Origin of the sequence: Mycoplasmopsis arginini (assembly GCF_900660725.1) — a bacterium.
Taxonomy (GTDB): domain Bacteria; phylum Bacillota_I; class Bacilli_A; order Mycoplasmatales; family Metamycoplasmataceae; genus Metamycoplasma; species Metamycoplasma arginini.
Window position 1 is genome coordinate 505,756 of record NZ_LR215044.1, and the last position, 17,655, is coordinate 523,410.

The window sequence follows — 17,655 nt, forward strand, 5'->3', positions numbered from 1 at the left end:
TTCAATAAATATAAATTCAATAATATTAAATTATATAAGAATAATTAATAATGAATTATTAAGCGCTAAAAAATAAATTAAAGGCCTAGAAAAAAATTTCTAGACCTTTTTATTGATTATTATTTATTTTTGTTAATAAAGCTTAGAACTTTGTTTAGCTGTTTTAAATTTTTTTGAATAAAACCAGAAGAATTTAAGTGTCCACCGCCTAAAAATTCATTAGCTACTTTGGAAACGTCATATGTAGTCTTTGATCGAATTTCACAACGATAATCACCTTGTGATCTTTTTAAATAAACTAGTGAAACTTCTGTGTTAGAAACTTCAGCAAATTTAGCAACTAAAGGTCTTGCTATATCGTTTGAAACTACTTGATCAACAATAATATAAGATACAATTCCTTTTTGTTTTAAATTACTTACTGCATCAAAAATAAATTTATTTTCTTTAGCATTTAATTGCATTTTCTTTAGTAAAAGATTGTAATTTAAACCTTTTTCTAATAAAAATCTCATGCATTCAAAAGTTTCTTCATTGACATTTCTTTCTTTAAAAAACTCAGTATCAGTAATAATTGCAACTGCTAGGCCTTCTAAAACATTCTCATTAACTTTTAAATCAAGTTCCATAACCATCTTGGTCATTACTTGTCCAGTTGCTGGCCAAAAATCTCCACCAATTTCAAATAGTCATTTTCCTTCAAAAGGGTGGTGATCAATTTTGATTGCTTCTTCTGTTTTTACTCTTTGATCAAAAATTCTCCGTTTTGTCGAAGTATCAACAACAACTTTCAAAGAATTATCAAAAAATTTCTTACTTACTAATTTAATTTTTTGATCTTGTAAAAAAAGTAGGTTTCGTGGATAATCGCCACCTGATATTTGTACATTTTTATTTTCAAAATTTAATAAAATTAAATGTTTTAATGCAATTGCTGATCCTAGTGTATCACCATCAGGTTCAACATGTGTACATAACGTAATATTTTCTGGCTTTTTAATATATTCTCAAAAGCCTATAAATTTTTCTCTTAGATTTTGCATTTTAAGCCACCGCCATAACATAAGATTCAAAATAATGATCAACAGCAATGTTAGCTGATTTTTTCGCTACTTTATTTTTCTTAAATCAATTCTTAATATTTGATTGGTTACTCATTGTTAATTTATATGTTTCTTTATAAATATTATTAATATCTGATTTAATTTTCAATAAAGCCTCACGATAAGTTTTTAAATATGTTTGTTTACTTATTTCTAATGCTTCAAGCATTTCCTTGTTTGGAACTATTGAGTGATCTAATCAATAATTATAAACAAATAATTTATCAAATTTATGTTTAGCAATTACATATTTTGCATAACGGGTTTCATTTAAAAATTTTTGATTATTTGTTAAACAAATAGCTAATGATTTCATAATCATTTTTCTCTTCATTAGTTTTTTAAATCAAACATCTTGTGTAAAGAAATATCCAGTCATTAATTTTGAACGAACTATGTTCGAAATTTGCTCTAATGCTAAAAGTACAACAATTGTAAAAATTAAATATGAAGATAATTTATCTCAGTTATTCATATCTGAAGAATAAGTACTTATTTGGAAACCAAAGTCACTAGCTCCAACTGCTCCAATAACTACCGTACTTTTAAAGTTAATTTCAACTCTGTATAAAAAGTTTGATAAGGCTTGAGGAAGAATTGATTTAATAACGATAAATTTAACTTTTTGGAATCAAGTAGCTCCTAGAGAATCTAAAGATTGAAATACTTTATTTGGTATTTTTTCAACAGATTCCATTATTAGTTTTCCAAGCATACCAATTGAGTGAATTCCTAGTGCTAAAACTCCAGCAAATAGTTTTGAATCTTTTGAAAGAATCAAGAATAATAAAGCAAATGTAAATGCTGGAATAGCACGTAAAACGATGATAATTAATTTGAATGGGTAAGCAAAAAACTTATTAATATTTTTCGAAGCTAAAATACCTAATATTAAAGCAAAAAATAATCCAATAATCGACGATGCTATAGCAACTAAAAAGGCTTCAACACCTAAAGGAATAACACTTGTTTTACTTGTTGATCAATTTCCGCCAAATAAACTTCAATCAGGATTAAATAACTTTTTCATCCCTTGCTTGAATTGACTAATTTTAACTGAGTTACCTATTGATCATTCTATTTGAGTAAGCGAAGCCAAAACTAAAGCAACAATTAATAAAACAATAAATATTTTAAAAATATACATTTTTGATTTTTGTTTTTTAAGTTGTTCTAATTGTTGTTCATAAGGTAGTTTTTCATCAATTTTAGGGTGTTTTTGTGAATAATCTAAAATGTATTTTTTAATTGTAAAGTTAAGACCTTCAATTAAAATCATTAAAGTGATTAAAACCCATAACACAATTGACATATGAGAAAAGTTATTTTCTACAGCATATTGATCTGATAATAATTGTCCAATGGTTCCAATTCCAACAATTGATAAAATTGCCGCAAATCTAACAACCATTTCAAATGAATAGAATCCATAAGAGACAATTCTCTTCATTAAATAAGGTAGTATTGAACTCTTGAATGCAAGAGCCTTGCTATTGCCTATTGCTTGTGCACCTTGATATGCACTTGTATCATATGTATCTAAATCTTCATATAATCATTTTGTCATTAATGAAGCAACAAAGATTGCAATAGAAAATGTTGCAGCTAATGATTTTGAAAATAAGAAGAAGAATATAAAGGCAAATACAACAGGCGGTACGGCTCTGATGATTGACATTATAATTCTAAATGGAAGATAAATAATCTTATCTTTAATAAAGTTTTTAGAACTTAATAAGGCTAATGGTACTGATATTAATATCCCTAATATTGTTCCTAAAATCGAATAAGAAATTGTTATCCATAAATATTCTAAACTACGTAAGAATGTTTCATATGGTGTAAATTCTGCAGATCCAATTTCTGCTTTTTTATTTATTTCAAAAAAGTGACCAATTTGTCTTCAAAACTCTTTTCAGTTTTGGAAATCTGGTTTGATAGCTACAATCATTGTAATTACTAAAGCAAAGATTAATAGACCACCAAAAATTTTTAATCAAGGAAATTTTTTTGTAACTTTTTGATTATTAATATCAATAAATTTTGGATTAAAATAGTTGACAAAAGACTCACCAAATAATTTTAGTTTACTTTTTGTTTCAACTTTTTCCTCGTTTGGTTTAATTGTTTTATTCATTGTTTTTTTCCAATAATTTTATTTTTTCAAGAACTTCATTTTGAATAATTTGTCTTTTTCTTCTATTTTCAATAAATTGTTCTTCATCAAATTGTTCTAATTTTTCACCATATATTTCTTTTAATTGTTCTAAGTTAACTTTCTCTCAACTATCGTTAAAGATTATTTTTCCTTTTTTAACACCAACAATTCTATCTGCATATTGCAATGCCAAGTCAACGTGGTGTAAGTTTGCGACAATCGTAATTTTTTCTGATTTGTTTGCTATTAAAAACCCGTCCATAACACTTTTTGCCATAATTGGGTCAAGTGCTCCAACAGGCTCATCTGCTAAAATTATTTTAGGTTTTTGAGCTAAAGTTCTAGCTAATGCGACACGTTGCATTTGACCACCAGATAAATCTTTAGCCATATCGTAAGCATTTTCTAAAATATTAACTTTAGCTAAACATTGGTAAGCTAATTCAATATCCTTCTTACTGTAAAATCCAAAAAATGCTCTTAATTTATTCATTTGAGGCAATCTTGCCGAAAGCACGTTTTGTAAAACTGAAATGTTTTCCACAAGGTTATAGTTTTGGAAAATAATCCCAACTTTTGTTCTAAATTTTCTTAATTTTTTACCTTTTAAATCATTAACCACATATGGGCCAACTTTTAAGGTTCCTGATGTAATACCGCTAATTTTATTTACTGTTTTAATTAAAGTTGTTTTACCAGCTCCAGATAACCCAATAACTGCAACAAACTCTCCTTGATTAATAGAAAGATTGACATCAGTCAATCCTTTTGTTCCGTTTGGGTATACTTTAGAGGCGTTTTCTCAAACAATATTTCAATCTTCATTTATTATTTGAGAGTCTAAATTATTATTTGTATTTTTTTTCATATTATAAATAATTAAAATACTATTTTAAGAATGATTTAAAACCAATGAAGTGTTTTTTAAATCAAATTTCTGGATAAACATATGAAGCGGCTGAAGTTGTTGAAGTGTATCCGTAAACAACGTGTTGACTTACATCTTCTCAATTTAATTTTCAATCTGAACCTTGTTCTTTTAAGGCTTTCATAACAATTTTGTATAGTTCTGAATCTTTACGTGCGTAAATGTATGAACGGTAAAAACCAACTTTAGGTAATTCTACACCTGTAGCTAATGAGTCAACATGGGTTTTAAGTTCTGCTGTATATCCTTCTGTTGGAGCTTGAGGGTTTGAAGCACTTTCTTTATTGATGTATAAGTTATTATTATTAAATGTTTTGTAGTGGTTAAATGCTTCAACTAATAATTTTTCATCATCAAATTTAGGAGCTGAAGTATTTGTAATACTTGCATAAGGGTCAATAATTTGAACATTTCTACCTGCTTGTAGAATAAAGCTTGAGTTTCCTGATAATTTTGCTCATGTATCAATTGGTAAGAAAGCAACGTCAACTGATCCGGCTTTTAATGCTGCTGCAGCTGCATTGTAATCGCTTGATACTGAAATTTTAACATTTGTGATACCTTTTGAAGCAATGTATGCTTGTAATTTTTCAGTTGCTTTTTGAACTAATGTAGCATCTGAAGAAGGTATAAATTGAATTTTGAATTCTTTTGCATCTGCTACTGTAGCAAAAGCTTTTGTTTCAGAATTATAGGTAATGTATTCACTTGCTCCAGTTGGTGTTTCAACATATGCTTTTTTAGTATTTCCGGCAGCATCGTAAGCAATTTGTGATTCATAACCTACTGGTGTATACCCATCGTGATTATAAATTTTAAAAATACTTTGTAATTTGTTATTTTTATCTAAATAAGTTAGATTTCCTTCTTTTCCTGAACTAGCTTCAACTTGAGCTTCGTTAACAGCATTAATTAATAATTGTTGAATAGCCTTAATATCTCCGTCTTTTAGGCCAACTCTAGCTTGAACACCGTCGTTTGAAATGAATTTCGTTGCACCGATAACTTCGATTTCATTTGCGTGTTCTCCAGCATAGAATCTAGCATCTGATCATGCGCCTGCTACTGTAATACTTTTGTTTGCTAACTTAATAAATGAGTCAGCATATCCACTTGTTTTAATTGTTTCAGGTGTTGTACTTGTTGGTGTACATTGCGATGAAATTAAACCAAATGTAACTGGAACAACTGAAGTTGCGATAATAGATGGTAATAAGAATTTTTTTGTTGATTTTTTCATTTTTTCCCTCAAATTTTTAAATTTAAATTGAATGTAATTTTGTTTTTTGTACTTGTTTAATTAACAAAAAAAATTATAGTAAAATAAAAAAATCGAAATAAAAAAACGCCACAATTAGCGGTGTTTTTACAAAATGTACATTATTTCAAAAATTTAAATTTTATAAGGCCTAATAATTATATATTAATCCTTAGAAATTTTAATAAATTTAAAGTAATTTTTTACCATTGATTTGAAAACCTTTTCTAGTTCATTTTCCTCTGTTTTCGAGTAATAGTAATTTGAAAGTAATTTTACACTCTTATTTAATACATCACGCGATGAAGAGATCAGAATTGGCTTATGGTGTGTTCTACGGGATTCAAAAATATTAATTAAAAAATCTAAGAATCATTGTGGCTTAACCCCTAGTGTTAAATTTGTTAATATTAAAATATCAACATTATTAATATAGTAAGAAATTGATTGTTTTTCTTCTTGATGAGAAGAAATATAATTAAATAAATCGTTTGTATTTAAAAAAGCGACTGTTTTATTATTAATAATTGCATTCATTGAGGCGATGTATTTTAAAATTTCATTTCCTACGACAATATTTGGATCCAAAAATAAAATATTAAAATCAAATTCACCTTTGCTCAACATTTTTTTAAATATATTTTCAATATCTCTTGATTCCTGGGTTTTTGGTAAGGAATTAATATAATTTTTAGCTGTTTTTTTTCATGAAGACATTAAATTGTCTTTTTGACCCGGTTCAAAATATTTTTGAATTATTGGATCTAAATTTGTTATTGAAGTTAATCAAAAATTATCTAATTGTTGATGTTTTAAAAAATTAGTATCATTGCTAAAGTCTTCAGCTAAAAAACCATAAATATCAACAAATAATTTATATTCGGGTTTTTTGTGATTTTGAATATAAAAATCATGATATCTTTGCAAAACACCCATACCTTTATTTATTTGAAAATCGTTTAAATTTAATCTTTTGATTTCTTCTTGAATAAAATCTTTAGATAAAACCTCTTTCCTTAGATTTTCAACATCAATTTCTTTTTTTAGTGATATTAAATCATTTAAAAACTGTTTTTTCATTTAATTCCTTTTTATATTTTAATCATCTCATGCTAACCCATCTTCTAAAGAAATATTACTAATTTGAGAACTATTTTTTTCATAATTAGCATTATTTTTATTCTTAAATAATATTACCTGCGATAACTCATTATCAATTAAATCGGCTTCAAATAGATTTCTTTTAGCAAAATCATTAGCTATTTTTTCAATATAGTTACATACTATTGCATTATTAACTGAAAGTGAATATTTAACAAAATTATTAATTGCCTTATCTTTAAAGTTCAAAGATTTTACTTTCTTAATCATTAAAATTTGTGAGGGGCTTAGTTCGCGTCTAGTATAGTGGCAAATATATTGTTCACTAGTTAAATTATCAACAAGTTCATTTTCATTTACTAGTTTAAAGTCAAAACACTCATCTTGGTTTAATTCGATTTTTTCATTAGCAAAAACTTCAAAAAAGTTTTTTGAAACATCATTATATTTTTCACATTCATAATAATAAAGAGCTTTTTCTTTAATCAATTTATTAAACTTAACCTCACCAAATTTATTTTTTAAAATGCTAGATACTAAAGGATTTTTCACAATTTCATTAGCATTTAATGGTTTAAGTAATTTGAATAATAAATTTCCTTCTTTATCTTGAAATGTTTTAATTAAACCTATACCTTCTAATTTATTTTTAGTCTCCCTTAATTCTTCTTCACTTAAAACTAAAAACTCAGAAGTTTCCGATAAATTGTATTTTGCTAATTTATCATTATTATATAAATCATATAAATGGTGATATAAGGCTAAACCAAGACTACCAATAACTGGAGTATAAAATGTTCTTAAATTAATTAAGTCATTAGAATTAATGTCAGCTGAGTTATCAACTAAAAATTTAATTTGATTCATTTTATCCTCCTTCTATTTTCTAATTTATTTGCTTGATGGAATAAATTGTATGAAACCAAAAGAATAAAAAGTCTCATTTTTTTACTTTTTTTAAAATGCCAAAAAAATTAGTGCATTTTATAAACAAACTTATAATCATTTATCATTTAAATTTAAGAATTTTTTTAAAAAAAAAGTAAGTTTTCTACATAAAATTGTCAATAATTTCTTATATTTCAGGCCCTAAAAACTAATAAAAATGGATAATATAAAAATATCATTTAATTTTAAGAAGAAAAAGCAATTTTATAAAATATAACTGCCAAATTAACCCTTTAATCTTTGGTTTTTTGGATAATATATTTCGTCTTTTTAAAATTTAAAATTTTATTTATTTATAATTAAACTATGAAATTATTTAACCTTCATTTAAATACGACTTTCTCATTTTTAGAAAGCACAATTACCGTTGATGATGCAATAAATAAAGCCATTTTAGATAATGTTGAATATTTAACTTTTACTGAAAAAAATAATTTTTTTAGTCTGGGGGAAGCTAACATAAAGTGCCAACAAAATAACATTAAACCAATTTTTGGTTTAGAAGTAAATTTATTTATTCAAGATAGTAAATTTGGATTTATTTTATTTGCTAAGAATAAGAAAGCTTTTACTGATTTACACAAAATTTCTTATCGTTTATTAAAAAATGAGAGAATAAATATTGAAGAATTATTAGAAAAAAATAAAGACATAATTATTGTTGAAAATCCAGAGTTAAGTTATTACAAAATAACAAAACAAGTTATTCAAAATAATAATTATTATATTAGTTTTAATATTGAAGAAATTAATGAATATTTGGATTTTTGTTCTTATTTTCAGAATGTTTTAATTGTAAATAATTTTAATACATTAGATTCACAAGATTTTGCAATAATTGAACTACTTAATAAAATGAATGGTAAAAATAAACCAATTAGACTTAATAATCCTTTATTTTTTGAAGTTGAAAATAATGATATATTAATTAAAAAAATTATCGAAAGAACAAATAAATTAGTGAAAAATTTATTTTTCCCTTTTTCTAAAAATAATTACCATTTACTTACATATCCGAACAATAAGGAATTAGATTCGAAAAATTATTTACGCTTTATTATTCTAGAAAAAATTAAAAAATCAGACAATCTTAGAAAACTTTTTGAAAATGACTTATATAAGAATAGATTAAAAAGAGAATTTGATATTATTAGCGAACTAAATTTTGAAGATTATTTTTTAATTATTCAAGATTGAATTAATTGAGCGAAAGAGAATGATATTTCAATAGGGCCAGGAAGAGGGTCTGCTGCAGGTTCATTAATTTCTTATGTACTCGGAATAACAGAAATTGATCCAATAAAATATAATTTAATTTTTGAAAGATTCCTAAATCCAAAAAGAATTTCTATGCCAGATATTGATGTTGATGTCCAAGATGATAAGAGATATCAAGTTATTAATTATTTAGTTAATAAATATGGATATGATCGTGTTGCTAATATTATCACTTTTTCAACATTAGGAAAAAAATCTGCAATTAGAGATATTCTACGTGCGTATAATGTTAGCCCTGTCAAAATTAATAAGGTATCGAAATTAATCTCTTCTGATGACACAAGTTTAATTAAGGAAGCGTCTAAAAATGAAAACCTTATTAAAGAGCTTGACCAAATTAATCCATTAGATAATACATTTACAAACAATGTAATTAATCAAACTACTAGAATTTCGGGTTTTTACCGCCAAATTGGAACACATGCTGCTGGAATTGTTATTTCAGCTAAACCAATAATTGACTTAGTGCCAACTTTTGAAAATGCCGATAATTTTCAACAAACACAATTAAGTATGGAATATCTAGAATATTTTGGATTAATTAAAATGGATATTTTAGGACTTAAAACTCTTTCTACAATAAAACAAATTGAGAATGAGATTAAAGCAAAATATAATAAAGAAATTAATTGGGAAACAATAGATTACAATGATAAAAAAACATTTGATTTATTATCATCTGGTAATACTGCCGGAATATTTCAAGTAGAAAGCCCAATAATGATTAGAGCATTAAAACAAATTAAGGTTAATTCATTTAATGATATAAGTGCAATTATTTCTTTAAATCGTCCAGGTCCAATGGCTTATGTTTCGAATTATGCAAAAAGAAAAAACGGGCAAGAAGAAATTCCTTTAATTTCACAAGAATATAATGAAATTGTTAAAGATACATATGGAATCATTATTTATCAGGAACAGATAATGCAAATTGCTCAAAAAATTGCAAATATGACATTTGAAGAAGCAGATTTACTAAGAAAAATTATTTCGAAAAAACAAGCTAATGAAATGATTGAAATCAAAAACCATTTTATTGCAAAAGCTTTAGATAACAATTACAAAGAAGAAGTTGCTAAAAAAATTTTTGATACTATCGAAAAATTTGCTGATTATGGTTTTAATAAATCACACGCTGTTGCTTATTCAATGTTAACTTTTAAAATGGCTTATTTAAAAGCTAATTTTCCATTAGAATTTTTTGCTTCTTGCATTACTAGTGCTAATGGTGCTCAAACAACAGTATCAAAATTTGCTAATGAAGCAAAAATGATGGGCATTACAGTTTTAAGCCCTGACATAAATTTATCTTCCGATATAGCAACTATTCAAAATAATAAGATAATCTTACCTTTAAGTTTAATAAAAGGGATTGGTCCTGAAATTGTTAAACTAATTATTAATAACAGAAAAGAAAATAATGGTTATAAAAATTTTTTAGATTGCTATTTAAGTTTATTTAAAATAAAATCATTTGGAAAAAGTACATTTGAAACTTTAATTAAAGCCAATACATTAAGAAACTTTAAACTATCACAAAAAACAATGCTTAGCGAAATTGATCCATCTTCAAACTCATCTATTTTTGTGCAACAAAATTTATTTAAGAAAAATGAAGATATTATCAATCAGATTATAAATAACGAACCATTGAATTGTGAAGAAGATAATGATAAAGACCTTGAACAAAATGAAATTGAGTTGTTAGGCCAAATTTATAACAATTTTACTACTCAAAATTACGAAATTGAAAATAACCGATTAATTGACACAAGGGCTGGAAATGAATATGTAATGGTTGTTCAATGTATTAATGTGGTTATCGGAAATGATAAAAGAGGTCGACCTTATCAAAGAATTGATTTTCAAGATTCTACTTATAAGGTTGTAGCCTTTATGTTTAAAGTTAATGAGGAACTAATTAAATTAAAAAATAAAATAGTAAAAATTAAATTTATACGAAAAGATGAGAATAAGATTCTTTTAAAAGAATGTGAGGTTATTAAATAATGAGCAGAAAAATTTTAATTATAGATGGAACATATTTAGCATATCGTTCTTATTTTGCAATGAATAAAAGTAATGTTGTTTTAACAAATGATGAAGGTTTTTCAACAAATACAATCTTGTTATTTTTTAGAACTCTTTTTAATTTAATTGTTGACCAAAGCCCTAGTCATATTTTTATTGCTTTTGATGCAAAAGAAAAAACTTTTCGTCATGAAATGTATGACCATTATAAAGAGGGCAGAATTAAAATGCCAAGCGAATTTTTTGCACAAATGAATCTAATTAAAGAATTATTAAAATCAGTTAATATACAAAATTTAGAAAAACCTGGATATGAAGCTGATGACATTATTGCAAAAGTGTGTTTAAAACACCATGAAATGGAAAAAGTTATTTTTTCTGCCGATCAAGATCTAAATCAATTAATTGATGATCATACAAAGATTGTTAAGAAGCATAAAGATTCTATCCACATATTAACAAAAGATAACTTTAAAACTATTTATGATTTTGAACCATATCAAGTTGTAGATTATAAGGCAATTGTCGGTGATAGTAGTGATAACTTTTTTGGTATAAAAGGTATTGGCCCAAAAACAGCTGCTAAGTTATTAAATGAATACAAAACATTAGATAATATATATAATAATTTAGAAAATATTAAGCCAACTTGAGCATCTAAGTTTGAAGAGTTTAGAGATATAGCGTTTAGAGATCAAAAAATTGCAAGGCTAGCTACTGATTTTGAATTAGACAATATTGATTTAAGTGATATTGATATTAATAATTTAAGTATGTCAGATAAGGCTATTGAAATAATGGATAGATTTCAATTGAACTCAATAAGAAAAAACTTTATAAAGTTAATAAAAAAATAATAATTTGGCCTCTTTGGGCCAAATTTTTATTGTTTTTTTACTAGTTCTTCTTCATAATGTAGCAAGTTATTTTTATGAAACTCTAGTTTGTCTTGTTTTTCTTTAATCTTTGAAGCATCAGCATTAGCCATAAATTTAGGGTTATTAATAAATTGTTCATTAAATGAAATTTCTTTCTTTGTTTTTTCAATTAATTTCTTTAATTCAATAATTTCATTTTCTTTATCTTCTTGTCTTTGCTTAATATAAACCTTACCAAAAGAAGTAGCAATTGAAAAGTCGTTATTTTGATTTAAAGTATAATTAGCCAATTTAAAAATAATTAATTGAATAGCTTCAGATAAGTCAATATTTTCAGCAAAATAATTTAATGTTTGATTTTTAGAAATTTGTTTATCTTCACGGTATTTTCTTAAAACAGTAATTAATTCAATTAAACTGTTTGCATTTGATAAATCAAAATTTTCTTGGTTTTTGTAAACTGTTGGTTCGTGTTCTAGTAATTCTTCTTTATATAATTCTTGAAATAAATAATCAGTTACAAATGGCATATATGGATGAAGAGCAATTAAAATTTCTCTAAATAAATAATGAATAAAATAATTATTATTTTTAAACTTTAGAAATTCCAAATACCAAGATGAAAATTTATTAATAATAAAATCTTGAATATGTTTGTACACAACGGTAAATTCATATTTTTCCATTGCTGAGTCTATATTGTCAACCATATTATTAAATTCGGATAATATTCAATTATCAAATTCATCTAATTTAGTGTAATCTATTTTTTCTTCTAAATTAATAGGTACATTTTTAACTAATCTTGCAATGTTTCAAATTTTATTAATGAATAATCTTGCAGCTTGAATTTTTTCATCACCAAAATTAATATCTAAACCGGGGGTGCAATTAAAAATTAAAGACATTTTTAAAACATCAGAACCGTATTGATCGATAACTTTAATTGGATCAATACCGTTACCTAATGATTTAGACATTTTTCTTCCTTGAGAATCACGAACTAAACCGTGTAATAAAACTTCTTTGAAAGGTATTTCATCCATAAATTCTAAACTTTGGAAATACATTCTTGAAACTCAGAAGAAAATAATATCATAACCAGTTACTAGTAAACTTGTCGGAAAATATCTTTTTACTTTCTCAATGCTTTGAGGTCAGCCTAAGAATACAAATGGTGCTAGAGCAGAACTAAATCAAGTATCTAAAACATCGCTTTCTTGTATTCATCCATCGCCAGGTTTTTCAACTTGTACTAAAACTTCGTTATCACGGTATCAAGCGGGAATTCTATGTCCTCATCAAATTTGTCTACTAATAGTTCAATCGTGGACATTTTCCATTCAATTAACTAAGTTGTCTTTGAAACGATAAGGAATAATTTTAACTCCTTCTGAAGATTCAAGGTTTTTTAGTAATTTTTCCGATAATGATTTCATTTTAACAAATCATTGAGGTTTAACTAATATTTCAATTGGTTCCTTAGATCTTTCACTATAACCAACATTAGAAATAACATCTTCGATTCTTTCGATAAAACCTTTAGATTTTAAAAAGTTAGCAACTTCGATTCTTGCTTCAAAACGATCCATTCCTTCAAACTGATTTGCAAAGGAATTCATTTTTCCTTCATCATCGATACATTCAATAACTTCTAATTTATTAGCTTTGATTATTTCAATATCCTCAATAGCATGGGCTGAAACTTTCATAACACCAGTTCCAAATGAAGGGTCGATACTTTCAGACGAAATTATTGGTATTTCTCTTTTTGTTAACGGGTGAACAATTAATTTATCTTTCAATTCATTATAACGTTTATCTGTTGGGTTTAAGGCTAAAGCAACATCAGAAAACATTGTTTCAACTCTTGTAGTTGCAACTAATAAATATTGCTCTTTACTATCTTTTATTGGATACTTAATATAATACATTTTTTGCTTAGTTTCATTCGGAATAACTTCAATATTAGATAGAGCAGTTTTTAATTTAGTATCTCAAATAATTGCTTTTGTATCACGATAAATTAATCCGTTATTATACATATCAACAAAAACTTTTAAGACCGCTTCATTTGCTTGTTTGTCTAATGTGAAGCGTTCACTTGTATAATCTAGTGCTAAACCTAATTTAGCTCACTGTGATGTTATATTATTTGAATATTCATCTTTTCATTTTCAAATTTCTTCAACAAATTTTTCACGGCCGAGTTGATATTTATTGATATTTGATTGTGCTAATTTTTTTTCAACTACAGCTTGAGTAGCAATTCCGGCATGATCTTTTCCCGCTACTCACATAACATCAAAACCTTTAATTTTTTTGTACCTTATAACTGTATCTTGAATATATGTATCCAAAGCATGGCCAATATGTAATTTACCAGTAACATTAGGTGGCGGTAAAATAATTGTAAATGGCGGTTTACTAATATCATGAGTAGAAAACGCTTGCATATCTATTCATTTTTGATTTCTGCCTTCTTCTACAATTTTATGATCAAAATTTTTCTCCATATCATCTCCTTTCTGTTTGCTTTCTTCTAAACTAAAATCAATTATTGTTTGTTCAGTATAGTTTCTTTTATCAACAAACCCGTTTTTTTTGATTTTGTTATTTTCATCGAAAGAAAATAAGTCTCTAAATTTCTTGTTTTGCGTATTTTTACTATTTATTCATTTTGTTAGTTGATATCATTTACATCATACAAAATGATCAGGTTCAATTTCATATTTAAATATATTTTCAAAATCATCAATTTTGCTTAAAAAATCATCATAAAGAGTTTTACTTTTTTCGTCCTCTTTATTTAAAAGTCTTTTAACAACAGGATTAATAGGATTATCAACGATTATATTCGTCTTGCCTTGTTCAATTGTTTTTGAGTTCATAATAATATTAATGTCTGTTGTTAATTTGGAAGCAACATTTATATTGTTTAAGAAATATATTCCAATAGCTTCATTAGCTAAAATATATGAATTAATCTTATTCAAAATTTTAAATTGATTTTCCTCACTAAGTTTGTCAATATTATTACCAATAATTATTAAACTTGGATTATTAATTAAAATTTTGTTAAATTCTAATGATATTTTTTCATCTATGGTTAAATAAGAAAGATTCATTGCTAGCTTATCTAATGAAATATCTGAATTTAATAATATTTTATAAATATTTGATTTTAAAAAGAATTTAGATAAAAAGTCTTCATAATCTGTTAACTCAAAAATCTTTTTGTAATCGATAAATTGTAAAAAAAGATTATTAACTAAATAATTCAATTCTTTAAGATCAAAATATGATTTAAAAAACGGATTTAATAAAATTAATTCTAGTTGTTTATCTTTACTAAATTCTTCTTTATGAATATCAAAAAGTTTGCCTAAAATTTGATTAATTCTTTTATAAATTAATTTTGATTTTTCAATATTTGAAAAAAAAGTGCTATTTGATTTACTAATTAAATTCTTAGTTTCATTTCTTATTTCTTTACCCAAATTATCAACGTTTCAATGATATTCTGCTTGTTTTTGTGCAAGGTCATATTCGAAATTCTTTAATTGTGAAATGTTTATGTAATCATCAATTTTTGTAAATTCAAGTTCTTGAGATTTTAAAACTATTTCTTGAGTTTGTTCTTCTAATTCTTGTTTAAATAATCGAAAACGATCAAAATACATTTTTGTTGTATTTGAAAGTATCGAATTAGCAACATATTGAATTTGTTTTTTTAATTGATATTTTGTTCCAACTGTCGCTAATGAATTAATTTCTAATATCGTATTATCGCGAAGATCGTATATTTCACTAACCAAATCTATAAAGTTTTTATGGTTTAATAATTGAATTTGTGAATAATATTTTCTGAAAAATTTATAATAAATTTTGCTGATGTAATATCTTGAATAATAGTGAACAAAAGACTCGGGATTAAAATTATTTTTTAAATAAAAATGATTAAACTTTTTCTCGTTTAAAAAATCTTGCTTCAATTTAATAAAGTATTTTCTAACTTCTTCTTTTTTAAAATTTTTCAACTTTAAAATTTCAAGAGAATTCTTAATTTTGTACCATAAATCGTTTTTTGCTACACGATGCTTAATTATATTTTTTTTATTATAAATTTCGTTGTATTTAGTTTTAGCTTCCTTATATTCTTTGTATTTCATTAATGAATTGCCAGATTCATAATCCTTTATAGTTGATTCAACAAAATAAAAAAAACTTTGTTCGCTATTCTGAATTATTTTTACAACTTTTCTAATGGCAATCAACAACTTTTGAATAAAAAGTATTTGATCATTACGATCAAATTTATCTAAGTCATAATCACTAATATCATCTAAAATCATTTTAATTTCATCTAATAACGGTTCAATATTTAATTGTAAATTATGATTTAATCTAGCATATTCTAATTTAAAATGGTATTCTGAATCTTGATAAATATCTTTTCAATTTTTACTAAAAATATTGCTAAATAAACCTTTAGATTTATTATCTTTAATATATTTTTCTAAATAAGAAAAAAGTGTTTCCTTTGTTTTATTTTCAAATAAATTATTATCGTCAAAACCATAAGCTAAGTTTCTTTTATAACTGTCATTCCCACTAACTAAAAAATATTTATTATCTTCTTGCTTAAATTCAATAAACCCTTGATACTCATTTTCTTGAATCTTATTATTAACCAAAAGATCAAAAATCATTTTTTTAGTTTCAGAATCGCTACTAAAAATACCTAAAATACTACTTTTAGATAATTTAAAATTTAAGTTGTGAATTAAATATTTAAAATAAAGTTTATTGTTTTCTTTAATCTTGATTCTTTTTTTAAGTTCCAAAACTCTTAATCCAATTATTTTTTTATTCATTAGAATCTGTCACCTTCTTTCGATTTAACCAAAGAAGAAACAACTTTATAAGTTGCTAAAATAATTACTAAGTTAAAAAATATCTTAACAGGACCAGTTAATGTTTGGCCAGTAAAGTTTACTCAAAAATCAGTTTTTAAGGTCGCTGTATCTGCTCATGCTAATAAAACAGTATTTGCAAGTTCTAGTAGAGCACTAAAAGTAATAATAGCCATAACTTCTATAAATGTTTGAAATTTTTTTCTTACAAACAAACGATAAATTATGACAAATAATATCATTCCCATGAACCCAGAAGTCGTTAGTAAAATATAGAAAGTTTTATTTTTGATAAAACGATTGTGTTCAAAAATTGAATTATCAAGTTTAGCAAAAATTGCAATAATTAATAGTATTTGTAAAGATAATAGCACTACGGTTGAAATGAAAGAAAAATTTATCATTGCTGTTGGTTTAGGTTTATTTTCCAAAATAATTGTTCTAACTTCATAATAAGCTATTTTTTCAGAAAAATATTGTAAGTCTTCTGAATTTCCTTTTGCTAATGCTTCGGCAAATTGGATTTTAAAAAACTCTATAATTTGTTTATATTTAAAAATTCTGTAATTTCTTGAGAAAAAAAGTTCATTAATATTAAAGAAATAATAAGAAGCAATACCAGGAATGAATCCCGCAACGGCGACAGCAAGAGTATATAAAAAACTATAATAAGTTGGGACTAGTGCAAACGATATAAAGTCAGCTAAAATGCCGGTTATAACTCCAACGATAGGACCAAAAATAAAACCGGTTATTTTAATAGGCAATCCAATAAAACTAAATTTAAAGGTTGGTAAGGCACTAATAGGCAATATTCTAACTGAAATTAAAAAGAAAACAACTGAAATGGCAATCAAAACACCCACAAAAGCTATTCTTTTGGGATTTCATTTTTTAAAAGAAATATTTGTTTGAGATCTTAGCCATTGTAAATAATGACCTAATCCTCCTGGCAGTTTTGAATTCATACTTTTTCCTTTTTATCGATTTATTAGTGCTTTAAGTATTTATAAATAATTATATTATTATTTATCTATCTCTAGATAATATAAAACA

The 17,655-nt window shown here is 25.2% G+C and carries 10 protein-coding genes; 2 read left to right on the forward strand and 8 right to left on the reverse strand.

From position 1 onward, the window contains the following. Positions 1-119: 119 nt before the first annotated feature. From EXC38_RS02350 to EXC38_RS02375, 6 genes are all read right to left on the reverse strand, one after another. Positions 120-1,043 carry a DHH family phosphoesterase gene (locus EXC38_RS02350; RefSeq protein WP_129694668.1) on the reverse strand — a complete coding sequence of 308 codons (924 nt, stop codon included), beginning with the start codon at positions 1,041-1,043 and terminating at the stop codon, positions 120-122. A gap of 1 nt (position 1,044) precedes the next feature. Next, positions 1,045-3,240, reverse strand: coding sequence for a PhnE/PtxC family ABC transporter permease (locus tag EXC38_RS02355; protein WP_129694669.1), 2,196 nt, complete (start codon positions 3,238-3,240; stop codon positions 1,045-1,047). Further along, positions 3,233-4,129, reverse strand: coding sequence for a phosphonate ABC transporter ATP-binding protein (gene phnC, locus EXC38_RS02360; protein ID WP_129694670.1), 897 nt, complete (start codon positions 4,127-4,129; stop codon positions 3,233-3,235). Before phnC ends, EXC38_RS02355 begins: the two co-directional genes overlap by 8 nt. A 19-nt stretch (positions 4,130-4,148) precedes the next feature. Then, positions 4,149-5,429 (reverse strand): PhnD/SsuA/transferrin family substrate-binding protein, encoded by a 1,281-nt coding sequence (locus EXC38_RS02365; protein ID WP_129694671.1) that lies wholly within the window; start codon positions 5,427-5,429, stop codon positions 4,149-4,151. A 183-nt stretch (positions 5,430-5,612) separates the two neighbouring features. Beyond that, complete coding sequence (locus EXC38_RS02370) at positions 5,613-6,527, reverse strand: primosome protein (protein WP_129694672.1); 915 nt, start codon at positions 6,525-6,527, stop codon at positions 5,613-5,615. A gap of 18 nt (positions 6,528-6,545) precedes the next feature. Then, on the reverse strand, positions 6,546-7,415 hold the full coding sequence (locus EXC38_RS02375; protein ID WP_129694673.1) for a DnaD domain protein: 870 nt from the start codon (positions 7,413-7,415) through the stop codon (positions 6,546-6,548). A gap of 387 nt (positions 7,416-7,802) precedes the next feature. Here EXC38_RS02375 and dnaE point away from each other — a divergent pair, with 387 nt between their 5' ends. Continuing rightward, positions 7,803-10,784, forward strand: a complete 2,982-nt coding sequence (gene dnaE / locus EXC38_RS02380) for a DNA polymerase III subunit alpha (protein ID WP_129694674.1) — start codon at positions 7,803-7,805, stop codon at positions 10,782-10,784. Beyond that, entirely contained in the window at positions 10,784-11,662 is an 879-nt protein-coding gene (locus EXC38_RS02385) for a 5'-3' exonuclease (protein ID WP_129694675.1), read from the forward strand. Before dnaE ends, EXC38_RS02385 begins: the two co-directional genes overlap by 1 nt. 26 nt (positions 11,663-11,688) lie before the next feature. On the opposite strand, the gene EXC38_RS03645 is transcribed toward EXC38_RS02385, so the two are convergent. Then, positions 11,689-16,560, reverse strand: a complete 4,872-nt coding sequence (locus EXC38_RS03645) for a valine--tRNA ligase (RefSeq protein WP_318025087.1) — start codon at positions 16,558-16,560, stop codon at positions 11,689-11,691. Beyond that, the gene (locus tag EXC38_RS02395; protein ID WP_129694676.1) at positions 16,560-17,567 is read right to left on the reverse strand and encodes an ECF transporter S component; all 1,008 of its coding nucleotides are present in this window, start codon (positions 17,565-17,567) and stop codon (positions 16,560-16,562) included. The genes EXC38_RS03645 and EXC38_RS02395 overlap by 1 nt, the downstream gene beginning before the upstream one ends. Positions 17,568-17,655: the final 88 nt, after the last annotated feature.